A 19,330-nucleotide genomic window follows, 5' to 3' on the forward strand; every position below is an offset into this window, starting at 1 on the left:
TGGGTATCCGGCAGGCGTCACATCTGCAGCGGATCGGCATAGCCGGTGAGCTCAAGATAGCCGCTGCCGCCCGCCGTGCGGACCGCACCTTCCCAATAGACCGGCATGCCGCTGCGCCGCGCGTCGAGCTCCTGATCGGCGAACAGCGGATCGAGGCGGAAGCGGCGGACGCCTTCGGGGAGGCGGACGGTGAGGCGTTGCGTCACGGGGTAGAGCGCCCCCGTGCGCGGCGAACGCCATTGCCGGAGCGGATCGAACCGGACGTCGGCGGGCGCGAACCGGACGACGCGGCCATCCGCGCGGCGCAGCGATCCCCCAGCCCAGAGCGGCTTGCCCTCGCGGCCACGTATGCGGAACGCCATCAGCGCCCCCCCGTCATCGAGATTGAGCCCGGTCCAGTCCCAGCCGACCGCGCCGCCGCCCAGATAGTCGGAGGACCATTCCCGGTCGAGCCACGCCTGTCCGGTGACGCGTTGCGGTGCGCCGTGCCGCACCAGCTGCCCCGCCACCGCGAGATGCGGGATCGAGTAGTAATAGCTCGCCTGTTCGGGCCGCGGACCCTTCTGGCTGTAACCGGCCTTGCCCTGCAGCAGGGGCGGCTGGCGCGGTGTCAGTGTCAGCGTCAGCGCGAAATCGCCGGTGGTGACGGTGGTCGTGAACCGGCCGTCGGGTCGCCTGCGGATATGCCAGTCTTTGAGCGTGACGTCGGTATCGCCGATGCGCGCCTGGGCCAGGCCGAACCCCGCTCGCGCCGCCCGCTCCCCGTGCAGCAGATGGCCGAGCTTCGGGTCGGAGAGGGCCGCATGCGCGAACAGGATTTGCTTGGGGGCGAAGCGGCTGGGGTTCGCCGCGTCGGTGCCCGGGGTGGTCCGGAAGAAGGTGATCTGGAACCCGAGGTCGCGACCGTCCTGCGTCTTCAGCAGACCGGTGACATACCACCATTCGGTGCGGAAGGCCGGATGCGCACCGTGTTCGCGCGGAAAGGTGAAGGAGGCGCCCGGACGGACGACGGGATAGCCGGTCGCGGCCGGCGTCGCGGCGGTCAGCGCCAGCGCTGCGAACGTCAACACGGGGCGCATCACCAGTCCTCCCTGACCATGCGGACCGCATCGGCGGCGATCGCGCGCCGGCCGGCAAGCACCGCGGTACCCGCCGCCGCAACGATCAGCGCAAGCGCGACTTCGCCGACGCTACCCCAGGGTATGCGCGTTGCCATGGTCCAGTTGAACGACTGCGGATTGATCACATGGACAAGCACCTGCGCCATCACTCCGCCGAGCGTGATCCCGGCGATGCCACCGACGAGCCCGAGCAACGCCCCCTCGGTCGCCAACATCGTGACGATCTGCCGCTTTGCGACGCCGATATGGCGGAGCATGCCGAATTCGCGCGTGCGGGCGATCGTCTGCGCGGACATCGTGGCGGCGACGCCGGCCAGCCCGACGAGGATCGCGACCCCCTCGAGCAGATAGGTGACGGCGAAACTGCGATCGAAGAGTTCGAGGGCATAGCGGCGCAGCGTGGCCGGGCGCGCGATCGCGACGAGGCCGGCGAGCGCCGGGGGCGCCGCCGCGGTCAGCGCGCGTTCGACGGTGCGGGGATCCGCGCCGCGGGCGAGCGTGATGGCCGCCTCGGTCCGCGTGCGGTCGCCGGTGGCGCGCGTATAGTCGGTGTCGCGGACGATGATCGCGCCCTGCTGGCGGGCATAGTCGCGCCAGATCCCTGCGACGACGTACCGGCCGGCGATCGGCAGCGTGACGCTGTCGCCGACCGTCCAGCCATAGAGCCGCGCGGCGGGCTCCGAGATCCAGATCGGAGCGGTGCCGGCGGGGCGGGCGCGTCCGCTTTCGAGCAGCACGAGGCTGGGGTCGGGGCCATCGGTCACAACCGGGCGTGCGATCAGCGAGACGGGCGGCCGGTCCGGCGCGAGCGTCAACGGGATCTGCCGGCTATACGCGATCGCTGTGATGCCGGGCACTGTGCGCAACCGAGCCTGCGCCGCGGGATCGAGCCCGGCGCCACCCTCGACCCGAAGATAGAGATCGTCCGAGAGGACCTGACCCAGCCATTCGTCGACCGCGCCGCGAAAGCTGGTGACCATCACCGCCATCGCAATCATCAGCGCGGTGCTCGCGACGATCCCGCACAGCGCGGTGGCGGCCTGGGCGGGGGCACCGTGGAGGTGGCGGATCGCGAGGTCGACGGGGACGGACCGCCCGGCACCGCGGCTGAGCGGCGCGAGCAGCGTGCGCGCGAGCCAGGGCATGCCGGCGATGCCGCCTGCCAGAATCAGCGCCATGCTCGAAAACCCGAACAGCGGCAGGCCGCCGATCGCCGGGAGCAGCGCCGCGCCGCCACCGAGCAGCATCAGGATGGCGGCGGGGCGGACGGGCATGGGGGTCCGGGGGTCGATGACGTCGCCGGCGTTGCGCAGTGCCGCGGCGGGGGGGGCACGCGCCGCGATCCGCGCCGGCAGGACGCTGCCCGCGACCGCAGCCAGCAGGCCGAGCGCGAAGAATCCGATCGCGGCCGCGGGCGCGAAGGTCAGCCGGACGCGGCCATCGGCGAAATAGCCTGCGCCAAGGTCCGCGCCGAACCGGGCGAGCGCGGCATAGGCCAGCGCATAGCCGAGCAGCAGCCCGAGCGTGGCGCCGATCACGCCGATCGCCAGCCCCTCCAGCGCGACGGTCGCGACGATCCCGTTGCGCGGCAGGCCCAGCGTGCGGACGAGCGCAAAGGCCCGCAACCGGCGGGCCACCGACAGCGACTGCGCGGAAAAGACGAGGAACCCGCCGGTCAGCAATGCGACCAGCGCGAGCATGTCAAGATTGACGCGGTACGCGCGGGACAGCGCGTCGCTGCGCGTCGCATCGCTGGCGTCGCTGCCGATCGTCGCATCGCGCGGGAGGATGGTGGCAAGGCGTGGAGGGGCGGCGCCGTCCTGCTGCTTCACGTCGATCCGGTCGAGGCGGCCGAGCCGGTCGAAGCGCCACTGCGCCGCGGCAATGTCGATCACGCCGATCGCCTCGCCCTCGGCCACTCCCGGCAACCGGCCGGCGACGCGCATCGTCGCGGTGCGCCCGTTTGCGGTGACGACGAGCATCGCGCCGGGACGGGCATTCACGTTGCGCATCGCCGCGGCGGACAGATAGAGCGCGGCGTCGTCGAACGCCGCGTCGCCCCGCCGGTCGATCCCGGCGGGGGCGACACCGACCAGCGACGGCGTGACCTGTGCCGCACGGATCACGTCGAGGCCGAGCAGGGTGACGGGCCGCCTCCCGATCGTCGCGCGCAGGATGACGACCGGGCTTGCGTCCGCGACGCCGGCTGCGGTCGCAACCCTGGGATAGAGCGCTTCGTCGAAGCCGAGCGGGCTGGTCGCGTTGACCTGAAGGTCCGCGCTACCCTTGACGGTGCGCAATGCGCCTTCGAACGACGACAGCGCCGATCCGTTGACGAGGTGGACCGCGAAGCCGAGGGCGACACCGATGGCGATCGCGATCGCGGTGAGGGCGAGCCGCGCGGGATGGGCGCGCCACTCGCCACCGATCATCCAGCCCAGCGCGAGCCGCGCCGACAGGATGCTCATCGCGCGCGTTCCAGCCCGCTTGCGGTCAGCGTCAGAACATCGTCGGCGATCGCGGCGGCCGCCGCCGAATGGGTGACGATGATCGCGGCGACGCCCTGTTCGCGAACCGCGTCGGAAAACAGCGTCAGGATCTTCGCGGCGGTGTCGGGGTCGAGATTGCCCGTTGGCTCGTCCGCGAGGATCAGCGCGGGGCGGTGGACGAGCGCGCGGGCGATCGCGACGCGCTGCAATTCGCCGCCCGAAAGATCGCGGGCATAGCCGTCGCCGCGGGTGCCGAGCCCGACCCGCGCGAGCATCGCCTGCGCCTGGTCCGCGATCGCGCGGCGGTCGTTAGACACCAGCGCGAGCGGGAGCGCGACGTTCTGGCGAAGGGTCAGATAGGGCAGGACATGAAAGGCTTGGAACACGAACCCGATCCGCGTCGCGCGCAGCCGGGTCAGCGCGGCCTCGTCGAGTGTGTCGAGGATCGTGTCCTCGATCGCGACATGCCCCGCATCGGGCGCATCGAGCCCGGCGAGGATGTTAAGGAGCGTCGATTTGCCGACGCCGCTTTCGCCGACGATCGCGATAAGCTGGCCGGCACGCGCGGTCAGGTCGAGCCCGCGGAAGAGCTGGCGGCCGCCGGGGACCGACTTTTCGAGCGCGGTGACGCGGAGCAGGGCGCGGTCTTGCATGGGGGGCTCATGCCACGGTGCGCGGCCGGGGGACAGCGCGGCGGTGTTGCCATGGGTTGTTTTGGGGGCGGGTTTTTGTGGGGGTGTGGCTGCGAAGGGGTGAGCTTTGGGTTGGCCGATACCGCGTGCTCCCGCGGCGCCCTCAATAGCGCCTCCCCGGCGAAGGCCGGGGTCCAGTTGGAGAGGTGGGAGTAACGAAGGGCGACGCCTGCCATGACCGTCCCCCAACTGGGCCCCGGCCTTCGCCGGGGAGGTGTCTTTGGGTAGGCATGCGCGTCTTTACTGACGTTGGAACAGGCCAGCGCCGCGGCAAGGCCGCGGCGTCGGACGGGGCTTTTGGCCCCGCCGGCCGGGCCTGACGCTGGTCCGCGCCGGAGCTTGCGCTCCGGCTTGGGCGTCAGGCCGCGAACTGGTTCATCGTGTTGTGGACGCCGCCGGCCTTCAGCGCCGCCTCGCCCGCGAAATACTCCTTGTGATCGTCGCCTAGGTCGGAGCCCGACATGTTCTGGTGCTTCACGCAGGCGATACCCTCGCGGATTTCCTTGCGCTGGACGCCCTTCACATAGCCGAGCATCCCTGCATCGCCGAAATACTCCTTGGCGAGATTGTCGGTCGAGAGCGCCGCGGTGTGATAGGTCGGCAGCGTGATCAGGTGATGGAAGATACCGGCGCGCTTTGCCGAATCCGCCTGGAAGGTGCGGATGCGCTCGTCCGCCTCGTCGCCAAGCGGCGTGCCGTCATAGTCGACGCTCATCAGGCGCGTCCGGTCATAGGCCGACACGTCGCGACCCGCTTCGGTCCACGCATCAAACACCTGCTGGCGGAAGTTCAGCGTCCAGTTGAAGCTGGGTGAGTTGTTGTAGACGAGCTTCGCATTTGGCACGACCTCGCGGATGCGGTCGACCATGCCCGCAATCTGTTCGATGTGCGGCTTCTCGGTCTCGATCCAGAGCAGGTCGGCGCCGTTCTGCAGGCTTGCGATACAGTCCATCACGCAGCGATCCTCGCCGCTGCCGGCGCGGAACTGGAACAGGTTGGAGGGCAGGCGCTTCGGGCGGAGCAGCTTGCCGTCGCGGTTGAGGATGACGTCGCCATTGTGCGCGGTCGCGGGGTCGATCTCCTCGCAGTCCAGATAGGAGTTATACTGGTCACCGAGATCGCCGGGCGTCTTGCTGACCGCGATCTGCTTGGTGAGGCCAGCACCGAGCGAGTCGGTGCGCGTGACGATGATGCCGTCCTCGACGCCGAGCTCGAGGAAGGCGTAGCGGCAAGCACGGACCTTGGCGAGAAAGTCCTCGTGCGGAACAGTGACCTTGCCGTCCTGATGCCCGCACTGCTTCTCGTCGCTGACCTGGTTCTCGATCTGGAGCGCGCAGGCGCCCGCTTCGATCATCTTGCGCGCGAGCAGGTATGTCGCCTCGGCATTGCCGAAGCCCGCGTCGATATCGGCGATGACGGGGACGACGTGCGTCTGGTGGTTCTCGATCGCGTTGAGCAGGCGCTTCTCCTCGATCGCGTTGCCCGCCGCGCGTGCCGTATCGACGTCGCGGAACAGCATGCCGAGCTCGCGCGCATCGGCTTGGCGCAGGAAGGTGTAAAGTTCCTCTATCAGCGCAGGGACGCTCGTCTTCTCGTGCATCGACTGGTCGGGAAGGGGGCCGAATTCGCTGCGGAGCGCGGCGACCATCCAGCCCGAGAGGTATAGGTAGCGCCGGTCCGTCGTGCCGAAATGCTTCTTGATGCTGATCATCTTCTGCTGCGCGATGAATCCGTGCCAGCAGCCGAGCGATTGCGTGTAGTTTGATGGATCGGCGTCATAGGCGGCCATGTCGCGGCGCATGATCCCCGCGGTGTAGCGGGCGATGTCGAGACCCGAGCGAAAGCGATTCTGCGAGCGCATCCGGGCAACCGATTCGGCGGAAATTCCGTCCCAGGTGCCGTTCCGCGCGGCAATCAGCTGGTCGATCTGAGTAAGGTCGGTCTGGAAGGTCATGCTGCATCCTCGTTCCGCGTTTGATGACGGATCGGTACACAACATGACAACGAATCGCCTGGGGCTAGGGGGCAGCTACAGCGTCGCGCTGTCAAACTGCTGCGCGTGCCTGAGTCTTCTTGTCACGTTTGTGACAGCGCGCAGTTATGCCGTGGCGGCCTGCGCCGTCCCGGCGTCTTGCAGTGCCGGATCGAGCAAGCCCTGCCGCTTGGCGACGATCGTCGGGACGAGCGCCTGCCCGGCGACGTTGACCGCGGTGCGGCCCATGTCGAGGATCGGGTCGATCGCGAGCAGCAGGCCTGCGCCCTCGAGCGGGAGGCCGAGCGTCGACAGCGTGAGCGTCAGCATGACGACCGCGCCGGTCAGCCCTGCGGTGGCGGAGGACCCTAGCACCGACACGAGCACGATCAGCACATAGTCGGCGGCATGCAGCGGGATGCCGTAATATTGCGCGACGAAGATCGCCGAGACCGCGGGGTAGATAGCGGCGCACCCGTCCATCTTGGTCGTGGCGGCGAGCGGCACGGCGAAGGCGGCATAGGTACGTGGGACGCCGAGGCCGCGTTCGACGACATCCTCGGTCACCGGCAGCGCGGCGATCGACGAGCGCGACACGAAGCCGAGCTGGATCGCGGGCCAGGCGGCGGCGAAGAACCGCCGCGGGCTGAGCCCGTTGGCGAGCAGGAGCAGCGGGTAGACCACGAACAGTACGATCGCGAGCCCGGCATAGACCGCGATGCTGAACGCGCCGAGCGCCGAGAGCGACTGCCAGCCATAGCGCACGATCGCGTTGCCGAGCAGCGCCCCCGTACCGATCGGCGTCAACCGTATGACCCAGCGCAGGATGCGGCGGAAAAGCGCAAGCGCCGATGCATTGAAGGCGAGGAACGGCGCGCCCGCATCGCCGATCCGGACCGCGGCAATCCCGATCGTGATCGCGATGACGATGATCTGCAGGACGTTGAACGACAGCGCGGTCCGCGCGGTGTCGTCGGTCAGCTTGGTCGACGCCTCGAGCCCGAGGATATTCGCAGGGACGAGCCCGCGCAGGAAGTCGAGCCACGACCCGGCGGTCGTCGGCGCGACCGCGCTGGCGGCACTGACCCCCGCGGTCACGCCGGGCTGGATTACCAGCGCGAGGACGATGCCGATCGACACCGCGATCAGCGCGGTGATCGCGAACCAGGCGAGCGTGCTGATGACCAGCCGGCGCGCATTGTCGAGATCGCGCAGCGCGGCGATCGACGCGATGATCGCGGTGAAGACGAGCGGGACGACAAGAGTTTTCAGCAACTGAACGAAGATCTCGCCGACGATGCGCAGCGTTTCCGCCAGGCCAGATCCCGCGCCGGTCCCGCGCGCGACGAAGCCGAGCGCGAGCCCGGCGATCATCCCGATCAGAACCTGTAATCCGAACGATCGCCGTAATGTCTGCATGGCCGCTGTCCCGTATGAACCGGACGAAATACAGCTTCTGCATGGTGCGGTGCAACGAAGACGCTGTCCGTGCCGGGATAGCCGAGCTTGTCGGTCGCGCGGCGCGCCAATCAGCGGATGATCGGGAATTCCTCGCGAAACCGGTCGACGAGCGTCTCGATCCGGTCGATGTCCTCAGCGCTGCCCGAGGGCGTGACCGACCAGTTGCAATGCGCGTGCGTGTCGGTCGAATAGACCCGGACCTCGCCGACCGCCATGCGCCAGCGACGCCGGTCGCCGAGATGGTCGCGGGTCAGCACGGTCACGAGCCGATCGCGCAATTCGCTGGCGGTCAGCATCGGGGTCCGAAACGGGTCATTGGGCAGGGCATGTGGAGCAGCATGGGGCCGGCGATACCGCGCCCGTCGCGATGTGGCACCCCCCAAAGGGCGATCAGGTCGGATCGCTTTCCTCGGAAATCGAAACGACCGGCAGCGGGGCGCCCCCGCCAAGGACCGGGCCGGCATGTGCCGAACCGATATGAATGCGGACACCCGACGCCAGATGCACGCGTGGTGTTGCGGCGGAGGACTCAGATGGTGCCGACATCGCAGTCTCCACCCCCGGCATGGTCCGGCCGCGATGGACGGTGACGCCGGATCCCGCCGTACCGGGTTCGGTAGAGGTGGACGGGGACGCGGCGAGGATCGTATCGGGCGCCGCAACGCGGGTCGGTTCGACGCCCGCATAGGTCTGGCGGAAGCTGAGCGCGCGCTCCATCGCGCCGCGCCAGCGATAGAAGATGTGCGCACCGACTGCGCCGACCCGGCTGAGGCTTGGCGCCCACCAGGGCAGGATCGAAGCGGCGTGGTAGGAGGTCGACGCGCCGACCGGGGCGAAGACGCTGCCGTCGAACGCGGCGCGCGCGACCGATGCGGCCCTTGCCCAGGCGGCACCGTCGCGGGGGTGGTTCATCGAACCGTCGCAGGTGAAGCTGAACTGGCAGCCGGTGCGCCGGGTCGACCCCTGATAGACGACCCCGCAGACGCTGTGCGGAAAGGCGCGATCGCGCACGCGGTTGAGCACCACCTGTGCGACCGCGCGCTGGCCATCGGTCGGTTCGGAGCGTGCCTCATAATAGACCGCGGCGGTCAGGCAGGCGATGGCGCGCTGGCGGTCGTCGTCACTTTGCGCGGCGCCGAGAAAAGCGGGCGCGGCGGCGAGGGTGCGCGGGGTGTCGTCGGTCGAGGCGGCAAAGGCGCGGTCGAGCGGTTCGGCGGGCGCCTCGAGCGCGAGCCCGGCGAGCAGGCTACGCGCTTCTGCTGCGTCGCGGACCGGGACGCCAGCCGTCGGTGCAGCCACGCGCGTCGACGGGGGAACGCACGAGGTGCTGGCGGCGATCGCCGCGAAACCGAGCACTGTTCTCTTGAGCATAAGGTAGGTCGCGCGTCGTGACTGGAAGCCTGCGCGTACCACCCGGATGTTAGATAGTGGTTAAGCCCCCGGCGTGGCGCCGACGAGGCTCAGCCCAACGGCTTCCGCAACCTTGATGCCGTCGACGCCGGCCGACAGGATCCCGCCCGCATAGCCCGCGCCCTCGCCGGCGGGGAACAGGCCGACCGTGTTGAGGCTCTGAAAATCGTCGCCGCGCGTGATCCGGACCGGGGACGAGGTACGCGTCTCTACGCCGGTGAGGACCGCGTCGGGGTGATCATAGCCGGGAATGTCGCGACCAAATACCGGCAGCGCCTCGCGCATCGCGGTGACCGCGAATTCGGGAAGGCATTCGGCGAGGTCGGTGAGGTGGACGCCGGGGCGGTAGGACGGGATGACCGTGCCGAGCGCGCTCGACGGGCGGCCGGCGAGGAAATCACCGAGGCGCTGCGCGGGGGCCTTATAGTCCGAACCACCCGCGACATAGGCGCGCGACTCCCAATGGCGCTGCAACTCGATGCCCGCCAGTGGATTGCCGGGATAGTCACGCGCAGGGTCGATGCCGACGACGAGTCCCGAATTTGCGTTGCGCTCGTTGCGCGAATATTGGCTCATGCCGTTGGTGGCGACGCGGCCTTCCTCGGACGTCGCCGCGACGACGGTACCGCCCGGGCACATGCAGAAGCTGTAGACGGTGCGCCCGTTCGTGCAGTGATGCGACAGGCTGTACGCCGCTGCGCCGAGATCGGGGTGGCCGGCACAGGGGCCGAACCGCGCCTCGTCGATCCAGGATTGCGGATGTTCGATGCGCACGCCGATCGAGAAGGGCTTCGCCTCGAGGAATACGCCGCGATCGTGCAGCATGTGGAAGGTGTCGCGCGCACTATGCCCCACCGCGAGCACGACATGATCCGCCTCGAGATAGTCGCCGGTATGCAGGTGTAGCCCGCGGATGCGGCGCGTGCCGTCCGCATCGACAGCGATGTCGAGATCGTCGACGCGGTGTTCGAAGCGATATTCGCCGCCGAGCGACTCGATCGTCGCGCGCATCGCCTCGACCATCGTCACCAGCCGGAACGTGCCGATATGCGGATGCGCCTCGGTCAGGATCTCGGGGGGAGCGCCCGCCTTGACGAACTCGGTGATGACCTTGCGGCCGAGATGGCGGGGATCCTTGATCTGGCTCCACAGCTTGCCGTCGGAGAAGGTGCCCGCGCCGCCCTCACCGAACTGGACGTTGGACTCGGGGTTGAGGACGCTGCGGCGCCACAGACCCCAGGTGTCCTTGGTCCGCTCGCGGACCAGCTTGCCGCGGTCGAGGATGATCGGGCGGAACCCCATCTGCGCGAGGATGAGGCCGGCGAAAAGGCCGCACGGCCCTGTCCCCACGACGACCGGGCGACGCGCGCCCGGCGTCTCGGGTGCCTTGGCGACGTGGCGGTAGCCGGTATCGGGGGTCGTGTTGACGTGACGATCCTTGCGGAACCGCGCGAGGATCGCCGCCTCGTTCTTGGCAGAGACGTCGATCGAATAGACGAGCTGGATATCCATCTTGTCGCGCGCGTCGTGCGCGCGCCGCGCGACGGTATAGCGGATCAGTTCGCGGGGGGTGATGCGCAGCCGCTTGCAGACCGCGGCGGGGATCGCTTCGTCGGCATGGTTGAGCGGCAGCTTGAGTTCGGTGATGCGGAGCATGGGGCCCTGTAACGCGGGCCGCGGGGTTTCGCCATGAGCTGTGGTATCGAAGCGCAGACCGTGCAGGCCTTGCCCTGGGGCGGCCCGGACTGCACGGTATCGGCATCCGGGAACAAGGGAGCTAGCCGATCAACAGCGCCGTCGTCATTGCTGCGATGCTTGCCTATGGCACCGCGTTGTTCGGGATCGCCTGGGTCGTCGATCGGCGCGGGCTTTCGCCGCGCATGGCACGGATCGCCTATCCCTTGTCGCTGGCCGTCTATTGCAGCAGCTGGACGTTCTTCGGCGGCGTCGGCACCGCGGCGACGCGCGGCTGGGATTATCTGTCGATCTACCTCGGCCCGGCGCTGGTGTTCCTGCTCGCGCCGGGATTCCTGACCAAGCTCGTCCGGCTGGCGCGCGACGAAGGGTCGAGCTCGATCGCCGACTTCATCTCGGCGCGTTATGGTCGCAGCCGGAGTACCGCGGCGATCGTCGCGGGGACCGCGCTGGTCGCGTCGATACCCTATATCGCGCTGCAGCTGCGCTCGGTGACGCTCAGCTTCGGCGCGCTGGTCGGGATCGGCGGATCGGTGCTGGTCGGGCCGCTCGTCGCGCTGCTGCTGGCGACGTTCGCGATCAGCTTTGGCGCGCGACGCTATGAAGTGGCGGGGGGCAATACCGGCGTGGTCGCGGCGATCGCGGCGGAGTCGCTGATCAAGCTGCTCTGCTTCGTGGCGCTCGGCGGATTCGCGCTGACGCTGCTTGCGACGATGCCGGCCGCGCGGATCGCGCCGCCGCTGACCGGGTTCGTCGAGGGTTTCGCACCCGGCGCGCTGACCCCCGATTTCTTCGTCCGCACGCTGCTATCCGCCTGCGCGATACTCTGCCTGCCGCGTCAATTCTATGTCGGGATCCTTGAAGCGAGCGGCCCGGCGGCGGTGCGGCGCGCGCGCTGGCCGTTCATCGCCTATCTCGCGGTGATCTCGGTGATGGTCCTGCCGCTCGTGCTCGCGGGGCTGGCGGTGCTGCCCGCCGATACGCGACCCGACCTCTATGTGCTGGCGGTCCCGCTGGCGCGCGACAATGATCCGATGGCGCTGCTCGCGTTCATCGGCGGGTTTTCCGCCGCGACCGCGATGGTCGTCGCCGAGACGATCGCGCTGTCGACGATGGCGACCAACGACCTGCTGGCCCCATTGCTGCTGCGGCGGCAGACCGATGGCGGGGAGGGCGATCTGGGGCGGCGGCTGCTGCGTGTCCGGCGCGTGATCATCGCCGCGATCGTCGCCGCTGCTTTGTGGTACGGCACGAGCATCGGCGACGAGCTGTCGCTCGCATCGATCGGGCTGATCGCGTTTGCCGGCGTCGCGCAGTTCGCGCCCGCGCTGATCGCAACCGTCGGCTGGGGCTTCGCCGATACCCGCGCAGCGCGCGGAGGATTGATCGGCGGCGTCGTCGTCTGGGCCTATTGCCTGTTGATGCCCTCGGTATTGGGTGGTTTCGGCGCCAGTCTCGCAAAGGCGAGCGGCGGACTGCTCGATCCCGATGCGCTGATGCGGGTCGCGCTCGGGTCCCCACTGGTCAACGGCACGATCTGGAGCCTGGGCGTGAATATCGCGCTGATGGCGGGGCTGCACCTGTACGCGGCGCGGCGGCGGGTCTTCGGGGGACGGCACAGCGTGCTGGATCACGTCACGACCTTTGGCGAACTCAAGATTCTGGTCGCGCGGTTCGTCGGCGATGCCGAAGCCGCAGAGGGGCTGGACCCGCTGTCACGCGATCCGGGCGCGCCGATCGACGGACGCGCCGCCCGTCAGGCGGAACGGCTGATCGCGGGCGTGATCGGCGCACCCTCGGCGCGGCTGATCGTGACGTCGAGCCTGGCGGGTTCGGCGATGGAAGTAGGCGACGTCGTCCGGCTGCTCGACCAGCGGGGACGCAGCCTGCGCTTCTCGCGGTCGCTGCTGTCGGCAACGCTCGAGACGATCGACCCGGGCGTCAGCGTGATCGACGCCAATCTGAGGCTCGTCGCGTGGAATCCGCGCTATGTCGAGATGTTCGACTATCCCGAGGACTATGTGATCGCCGGGCGGCCGATTGCCGACCTTATCCGCTACAATGCCGAACGCGGCGAATGCGGCCCGGGCGGCGTCGAAGCGCATGTGTCGCGCAGGCTCGCGCATCTCGAACGCGGGCTTCCGCACAGTTTCGAGCGGCTTCGACCGTCGGGGCGGTGGATCAAGACAGTGGGTCAGGCCATGCCGGGCGGCGGCTATGTCCAGAGCTTCACCGACATCACAGCGGAGAAGACCGCGCAGGCGGAACTCGAGGCCCGGGTCGAGGCGCGGACGCATGATCTGGCCCAAACGAACACGATGCTCGACGAGGCGCGGCGGCATGCCGAGACCGCGACGCGCGACAAGACCCGGTTCCTTGCCGCGGCAAGCCATGACCTGCTCCAGCCGCTTCATGCCGCCCGGTTGTTCTGCGCCGCACTCGACGAGGGCAAGGCGCCGCACCAGGCCGACCTGGTCCGCGCGATCGATGGCGCGATCGGGTCGGCGGATACGCTGCTGCGGGCCTTGCTCGACGTGTCGCGGCTTGACGCGGGCGGGGTCGTGCCGAAGATCGAGCAGTTCGTGCTCGGGGACCTGATCGAGGAACTGGCCGCCGAGTTCCGGCCGCTTGCCGGCGAACGCGCGTTGATCCTCGCCTCGCACCCGGGGACGCACATCGTCGCCACCGACCGATCGCTGCTGCGCTCGATCCTGCAGAACTTCCTGTCGAATGCGGTGCGTTATACCCCGTCGGGGCGGATCTGGATCGGCGCGCGGCGGCGCGGCGGTGACGTCCTGGTCGAGGTGCGGGACAGCGGGCCGGGCATCGCGGCGGGTGACCGTGAACGGATCTTTGCCGAGTTCGAGCGGGTGGAGAGCAAGGGCAGCGCGGGCGGCGGTGTCGGGCTGGGGCTGGCGATCGTCCAGCGGATCGCGCAACTGCTCGACCTGCGGATCGAATTGCGGTCGCAGCCGGGTGCGGGGTCGACCTTCGCCGTTCGCGTTCCGCTGGCGGCGCATGCGACGCTGCCCGATCGTGCCAGGACGGCCCCGGTCCTGCGCGACCTGCCGCCGGGGCTGCGCGTCCTGTGCCTCGACAATGATGCCGCCATTCTCGCCGCGCTCGACGCGGCGCTCCGGTCGCGGCGCTGCGTCCCGCTGCTGGCGGCGACGATCGAGGAGGCGATGACGCTGGCGGCGGACGAGGAGCCCGACGTCGCACTGATCGATTTCCATCTCGAGGTGGCGCAGGACGGACTGGACGTTGCCGAACGCTTGTCGGCGATGGCGCCGGCGCCCGCGATCGCGCTGGTGACCGCGGACCGCAGCGCGGCGGACGATCCGCGCTGTGCGGGGATCACCGTGCTGAACAAGCCGGTGGTGCCACGCGAGCTATGGGCATTCCTCGAACGCGCATCCGCGGCCGCGGCGGCGGTATGAGGCGCTAACTCCGCGTGATTATTTGGCCGGGGCGCTCGTGAAGTCGATCTTGATGCGGACCCAGGCGCCGATCATCTTCTTGCCGCCGACCCGGGGCGGCAGCACGCGGAACTGCCATGCGGCCTGCCGCATTGCGCGGGCCAGCCCCGAGCCGACCGGGGATTCGCCGAGCGACCGGCAATTCTCGACCCTGTAATTCTCCGCGGTCCGGCAGGCGATCAGTGCCCAGCTGCCCGGGGGTGCGCCATTGGGAACATAGCCCGCAAGTTCGGCATGGCTCGGTTCGGTATACCATTCGGCATTGTAGAGCCGCTCGCCACTTGGACCTTCGCCCGGGCCGTAGGCAGAGCCGCTGTCCTTGCCAGCGCCCGCGCCATCGGTGTCGGAGCCGCCCGCCTGGCGATCGCCCGGGTGCGACGGGATCTTGGATATGTCCGCCGAATCGAACAACTCCATGCCGCCCGCCAGCATCTTGGGGAAGGCCGGGGCAGGGGTGACGGGGCGCGGGTCCGACGCCGGCGCGGTCGATGGCGGGCGGGGCGATCTGGGCGAGGCGCCGCCGGCGACCTTCTTCGCCTTTTCGATCACCGGGCGTTGCGGGGTCTCGGGTTTCGTCTCGCGGTCGGGTAACAGGCGGAAGCTGCTGGGCGGTGGCGTCGGCTCGGGCTTGGTCGGCGTTGGCGCGAGCCGCAGCAGCAGGAGAATGACGACGACATGCGCGGCGATCGCCAGCAGGAATGAACGCGCGCGCCGCCAGAGCGGCTGGCGCGATCGGTTCGACGCGGACAGGTAGGACGTCGAAGCCATTGATGGTCGCCTAGACCGCGCAAGGTGGTGTCGCAAGACGTCGATTGCCGTGCGGCTCGTCTCGCAAGTGGGAGGCGGTCGGCTAGTCGGCGAAGCGAATGTCGAGCGCGCGCGCGGCAAGCACCGCCTGGGTGCGGTTCTGGACGCCGAGCTTGCGCAGGATCGCGGTCATGTGGCCCTTTACGGTCGCCTCCGAAACGCCGAGGTCGAACGCGATCTGCTTGTTGAGTCGCCCCGCGAGAACGCCGAGCAATACTTTCAATTCGGTCGGGGTCAGGCTGGCGACGCGATTGGAGATGTCATCGGCCGGCAGGGCGGCGACGGGGGCATCGCGGTCGCCCGCCAGCGCGCGCGCGACCGCATTTTCGAGCGTGGCGAGATCGGCGGTCTTCGACACGAAGCCGACCGCGCCATAGGCGCGCGCGCGCGGCGCGGCCTCCGCCTCGTCGGCGGACGAGATGACGACGATCGGCGTGTCGGGACGCTCGGCATGCAGCAGGGCGACACCCGCAAAGCCCTCCGACCCCGGCATCCGCAGGTCGAGCAGGACGAGATCGAGGCGGGCGGCGCCCCGCGCCGCCTCGATCGCCTCGCCGAGCTGCCCCGCCTCGAGGATCGTCGCATCGGGGGCCGCGCGACCAACCGCCAGCTTCAGCGCCTGGCGGAAAAGCGGATGGTCGTCGGCGATCAGGATCGTGCGCGCGGTCATGCGAAGGCGGCGGTGGCCTTTTCGCGACCCGTGATCAGCGCGTCGACGACCGTCGGATCGGCGAGCGTCGAGGTATCGCCCAGACCGTCGAGCTGGTTCTCGGCGATCTTGCGCAGGATCCGGCGCATGATCTTGCCCGAGCGCGTCTTGGGCAGGCCGCGGGCGAACTGCAGGACGTCGGGCGTTGCGATCGGACCGATCTCGCGGCGGACCCATTGGACGAGTTCCTTGCGCAGCTCCTCGCTGGGTTCGGCATTCGCGTTGAGCATGACATAGGCATAGATGCCCTGGCCCTTCACGTCGTGCGGCATGCCGACGACCGCGGCTTCGGCGACCTTCGAATGCGCGACCAGCGCGCTCTCGACCTCGGCGGTGCCCATGCGGTGGCCGCTGACGTTGATCACGTCGTCGACGCGGCCGGTGATCCAGTAATACCCATCCGCGTCGCGGCGGCAGCCGTCACCGGTGAAATACTTGCCCGGATAGGTCGAGAAATAGGTCTGGAAGAAGCGCGCATGATCGTTCCACACGGTCCGCATCTGCCCTGGCCAGCTGTCGGCGATCACGAGATTGCCCTCGACCGCGCCGTCCAGCACCTTGCCGTCGGCATCGACCAGTTCGGGCACCACGCCGAACAACGGCTTTGTCGCGCTGCCGGGCTTGAGCGCGGTCGCGCCGGGGAGCGGGCTGATCATGTGCCCGCCGGTCTCGGTCTGCCACCAGGTGTCGACGATCGGGCAGCGGCCTTCGCCGACGACATTGTGATACCAGTTCCAGGCCTCGGGGTTGATCGGCTCGCCGACCGACCCGAGCAGCCGGAGCGACTTGCGGCTGGTCCGCGTGACCCAGTCGTCGCCCTCGCGCATCAGCGCACGCAGCGCGGTGGGTGCTGTGTAGAGCGTGCTGACCTGATATTTGTCGACGATCTGCCAGAAGCGGCTGTGGTCGGGGTAATTAGGAACGCCCTCGAACATCACCGTCGTCGCGCCGTTCGCGAGTGCGCCATACAGCGTATAGGTGTGGCCGGTGACCCAGCCGACATCCGCCGCGCACCAGAACACGTCGCCCGCGCGGTAATCGAAGACATATTCATGCGTCATCGACGCCCAGACGAGATAGCCGCCGGTGGTGTGGAGCACGCCCTTGGGCTGGCCGGTCGATCCGCTGGTGTAGAGGATGAACAACGGATCCTCGGCGTTCATTGGCTCGGGCGCGCAGTCGGTCGACTGGTTTGCGACGCACTCGTGATACCAGCAATCGCGGCCCTCGGTCATCGCGATGTCGCCGCCGGTGCGGCGGACGACGATGACCGTCTCGACGCCGAGATCGCCCTGATCGAGCGCGGCATCGACATTGGCCTTCAGCGGAATCGTCTTGCCGCCGCGCAGCCCTTCGTCCGCGGTGATGACGACGCGGCTGTCGCAATCGTGGATCCGGTTGCACAGGCTGTCGGGGGAGAAGCCGCCGAACACAACCGAATGGATCGCGCCGATCCGCGCACAGGCGAGCATCGCGAACGCGGCTTCGGGGATCATCGGCAGATAGATCGTGACGCGGTCCCCCTTCGCGACGCCGCGCGCCTTCAGCGCATTGGCGAGCCGGGACACTTCGTCGCGCAGCTCGGCGTAGCTGATCGTGCGCGAGTCGGCGGGGTCGTCGCCTTCCCACAGGATCGCGGTCGCGTCTGGGCGTGTATCGGCGTGGCGATCGACGCAATTGGCGGCGACGTTGAGCTGACCGTCCTCGAACCAGCGGATGCGGAAATCGGCCTCGTCGAACGACGTGTCCTTGATCTTGGTCGGGGGAACGATCCAGTCGAGCCGCTGCGCCTCTTTCGCCCAGAAGGCATCGGGATCAGTCGCGGCCTCGGCATACATCCGGTCATAGGCGGCGGCATCGATCCGTGCGTCCTTGGCCCATGCTGCGGGAACGGGATAGCTGGCCTCGGTCATCACACTCTCCTTTTGCCGCCGTTCTAGACGGTCGCGCGGTACGCGGCACCCCCAACCAAAGTCAGGGATGATCCCGCCCGGCCGATCCGCCATCGTCGCGTTGCTTTCATCTACGCGTCAGACCGGTGGAGCAACCAGGAGGTTGGGATGAAACGATCGGTATTCACGACGTTGCTGCTTGGCACGGCCCTTGTCGGGCTGACGCCGGGCGCCGCCTTCGGCCAGACCGCGCGAGAGGCGGAACTCGAAGCACGGCTCAAGGCGCTCGAAGCAGCGGTCCAGGACCTTCGCGGCGAGCTGACCGCAGCGCGTGCAACCGCCGCCGCGGCCCCGACTCTGTCCCCACAGACCGCCGTCGCTGCGTCGCAGGTGACGGCGCCGGCCGCGTCGTCCGGCGGATCGCCCGGCGCGACCAATGTGGCCCAGGCCAAGCCTGTCGCGACAAACTCGGCACCGACCGACGGTTTTCGCATGGGGAACACGACGGTCAAGCTGGGCGGTTTCGTTCGCCTCAACGCCATTGCCAGCCGCTACAGCGGTGGCGAGGTCGCGGTCGGGGGGCTGGGCAAGGAGTTCTTCCTGCCGCAGCAGATTCCGGTCGGCGGCGGGTTCTCCAGCCAGGACCTGTTGCTCTCCGCGCGCCAGACCCGCCTGCAGTTCAGCACGGCAACCCCGATGAACGGTACCGAGATAAAGACGCTGGTGGAGTTTGATTTCGCGCTCGCGACGGCGCCGGTCGGCGCGCAGCGCGCGACCAACCCTTACACGCCCACTTTCCGCCGTGGCTTCATCGAATATGGCAATCTGCTGGTCGGGCAGGAATGGTCGACCTTCCAGAACATCGCGGTGCTGCCCGAGACGACCGATTTCGTCGGCCCGCTGGACGGCACGGTGTTCAACCGTCAGGCGCTGATCCGCTACTCCATCCCCTTGCGAACCGGGCTGACGTTGCAGGTCGCGGTCGAGAATCCCGAAACGGAAACGGCGCTGCCCGCCAATGCGGCGCTGGTCGACACGGATGACGACCGCCTGCCCGACGTGGTGGCACGGCTGAACTGGAAGTCGACACTGGGCGATTTCGCACTGGCCGGCATCGCGCGCGAATTGCGCACCGATACCCTGGGCCGCGGCGATACCGCCTTTGGCTGGGGCGTTTCCGGGTCCGGCAAGATCCCGATCGGCAAGCGTCACGACCTGCGCTTCATGGCGACCTACGGGCAGGGCATCGGTCGATATCTGGGATTGGGATATGTCCCCGACGCGATCTACGGCGGCACCGCGACGCAGCTCGAGCGGATCGACAATTTCGCAGGCTTCGCGGCACTGCGTATCGGCTGGACCGATGCGATCCACTCGACGCTAATGGGCAGCTACCAATCGGCCGATTATCCGGCCGGCGTGATCGTCACGGGGCTGGCCAATGCCAAGTCCTATGGCGGTGCTGCCAACCTGTTCTGGTCGCCCGGCAAGGGCTTCGACATCGGCGTCGAATATCGGCACGCCGTCCGCGAACTGGTTTCGGGTGACACCGGTGCGCTCGACCGCATGGAATTCGCCTTCAAATACGGGTTCTGATCGCCCG

General features: G+C 68.7%; 13 protein-coding genes. 2 read left to right on the forward strand and 11 right to left on the reverse strand.

The window, feature by feature from the left end; translation table 11 throughout:
* Positions 1-17: 17 nt before the first annotated feature.
* The 8 genes from C8J24_RS13510 to C8J24_RS13545 all read right to left on the reverse strand — a co-directional run bounded on the left by C8J24_RS13510 (position 18) and on the right by C8J24_RS13545 (position 10,801).
* The gene (locus C8J24_RS13510) at positions 18-1,079 is read right to left on the reverse strand and encodes a lipocalin-like domain-containing protein (protein WP_107933152.1); all 1,062 of its coding nucleotides are present in this window, start codon (positions 1,077-1,079) and stop codon (positions 18-20) included.
* Complete coding sequence (locus tag C8J24_RS13515) at positions 1,079-3,589, reverse strand: FtsX-like permease family protein (protein WP_107933154.1); 2,511 nt, start codon at positions 3,587-3,589, stop codon at positions 1,079-1,081. Before C8J24_RS13515 ends, C8J24_RS13510 begins: the two co-directional genes overlap by 1 nt.
* Complete coding sequence (locus tag C8J24_RS13520) at positions 3,586-4,263, reverse strand: ABC transporter ATP-binding protein (RefSeq protein WP_107933156.1); 678 nt, start codon at positions 4,261-4,263, stop codon at positions 3,586-3,588. The genes C8J24_RS13515 and C8J24_RS13520 overlap by 4 nt, the downstream gene beginning before the upstream one ends.
* 397 nt (positions 4,264-4,660) lie before the next feature.
* Complete coding sequence (locus tag C8J24_RS13525; protein ID WP_107933159.1) at positions 4,661-6,256, reverse strand: isocitrate lyase; 1,596 nt, start codon at positions 6,254-6,256, stop codon at positions 4,661-4,663.
* Between the two features lie 144 nt (positions 6,257-6,400).
* Complete coding sequence (locus C8J24_RS13530; protein ID WP_107933161.1) at positions 6,401-7,693, reverse strand: dicarboxylate/amino acid:cation symporter; 1,293 nt, start codon at positions 7,691-7,693, stop codon at positions 6,401-6,403.
* Positions 7,694-7,803: 110 nt separating this feature from the next.
* Positions 7,804-8,031, reverse strand: coding sequence for a hypothetical protein (locus C8J24_RS13535; protein WP_051916613.1), 228 nt, complete (start codon positions 8,029-8,031; stop codon positions 7,804-7,806).
* Between the two features lie 94 nt (positions 8,032-8,125).
* Positions 8,126-9,106, reverse strand: a complete 981-nt coding sequence (locus C8J24_RS13540) for a cell wall hydrolase (protein ID WP_107933163.1) — start codon at positions 9,104-9,106, stop codon at positions 8,126-8,128.
* 60 nt (positions 9,107-9,166) lie between these two features.
* Positions 9,167-10,801: an NAD(P)/FAD-dependent oxidoreductase gene (locus tag C8J24_RS13545; RefSeq protein ID WP_107933165.1), complete on the reverse strand. Its 1,635-nt coding sequence runs from the start codon at positions 10,799-10,801 to the stop codon at positions 9,167-9,169.
* Positions 10,802-10,956: 155 nt separating this feature from the next.
* Between C8J24_RS13545 and C8J24_RS13550 the strand changes: the two genes are divergently transcribed.
* On the forward strand, positions 10,957-14,280 hold the full coding sequence (locus tag C8J24_RS13550) for a hybrid sensor histidine kinase/response regulator (RefSeq protein WP_107933167.1): 3,324 nt from the start codon (positions 10,957-10,959) through the stop codon (positions 14,278-14,280).
* Positions 14,281-14,298: 18 nt separating this feature from the next.
* On the opposite strand, the gene C8J24_RS13555 is transcribed toward C8J24_RS13550, so the two are convergent.
* From C8J24_RS13555 to acs, 3 genes are all read right to left on the reverse strand, one after another.
* Positions 14,299-15,087 carry a hypothetical protein gene (locus tag C8J24_RS13555; RefSeq protein WP_107045886.1) on the reverse strand — a complete coding sequence of 263 codons (789 nt, stop codon included), beginning with the start codon at positions 15,085-15,087 and terminating at the stop codon, positions 14,299-14,301.
* 82 nt (positions 15,088-15,169) lie between these two features.
* Positions 15,170-15,796 carry a response regulator transcription factor gene (locus tag C8J24_RS13560; protein WP_107933169.1) on the reverse strand — a complete coding sequence of 209 codons (627 nt, stop codon included), beginning with the start codon at positions 15,794-15,796 and terminating at the stop codon, positions 15,170-15,172.
* Positions 15,793-17,748, reverse strand: a complete 1,956-nt coding sequence (acs, locus tag C8J24_RS13565) for an acetate--CoA ligase (protein WP_107933171.1) — start codon at positions 17,746-17,748, stop codon at positions 15,793-15,795. The genes C8J24_RS13560 and acs overlap by 4 nt, the downstream gene beginning before the upstream one ends.
* Before the next feature lie 147 nt (positions 17,749-17,895).
* Between acs and C8J24_RS13570 the strand changes: the two genes are divergently transcribed.
* Positions 17,896-19,323: a DcaP family trimeric outer membrane transporter gene (locus C8J24_RS13570; protein ID WP_107933174.1), complete on the forward strand. Its 1,428-nt coding sequence runs from the start codon at positions 17,896-17,898 to the stop codon at positions 19,321-19,323.
* Positions 19,324-19,330 lie beyond the last annotated feature (7 nt).

The organism is Sphingomonas aerolata (assembly GCF_003046295.1).
Classification (GTDB): domain Bacteria; phylum Pseudomonadota; class Alphaproteobacteria; order Sphingomonadales; family Sphingomonadaceae; genus Sphingomonas; species Sphingomonas aerolata.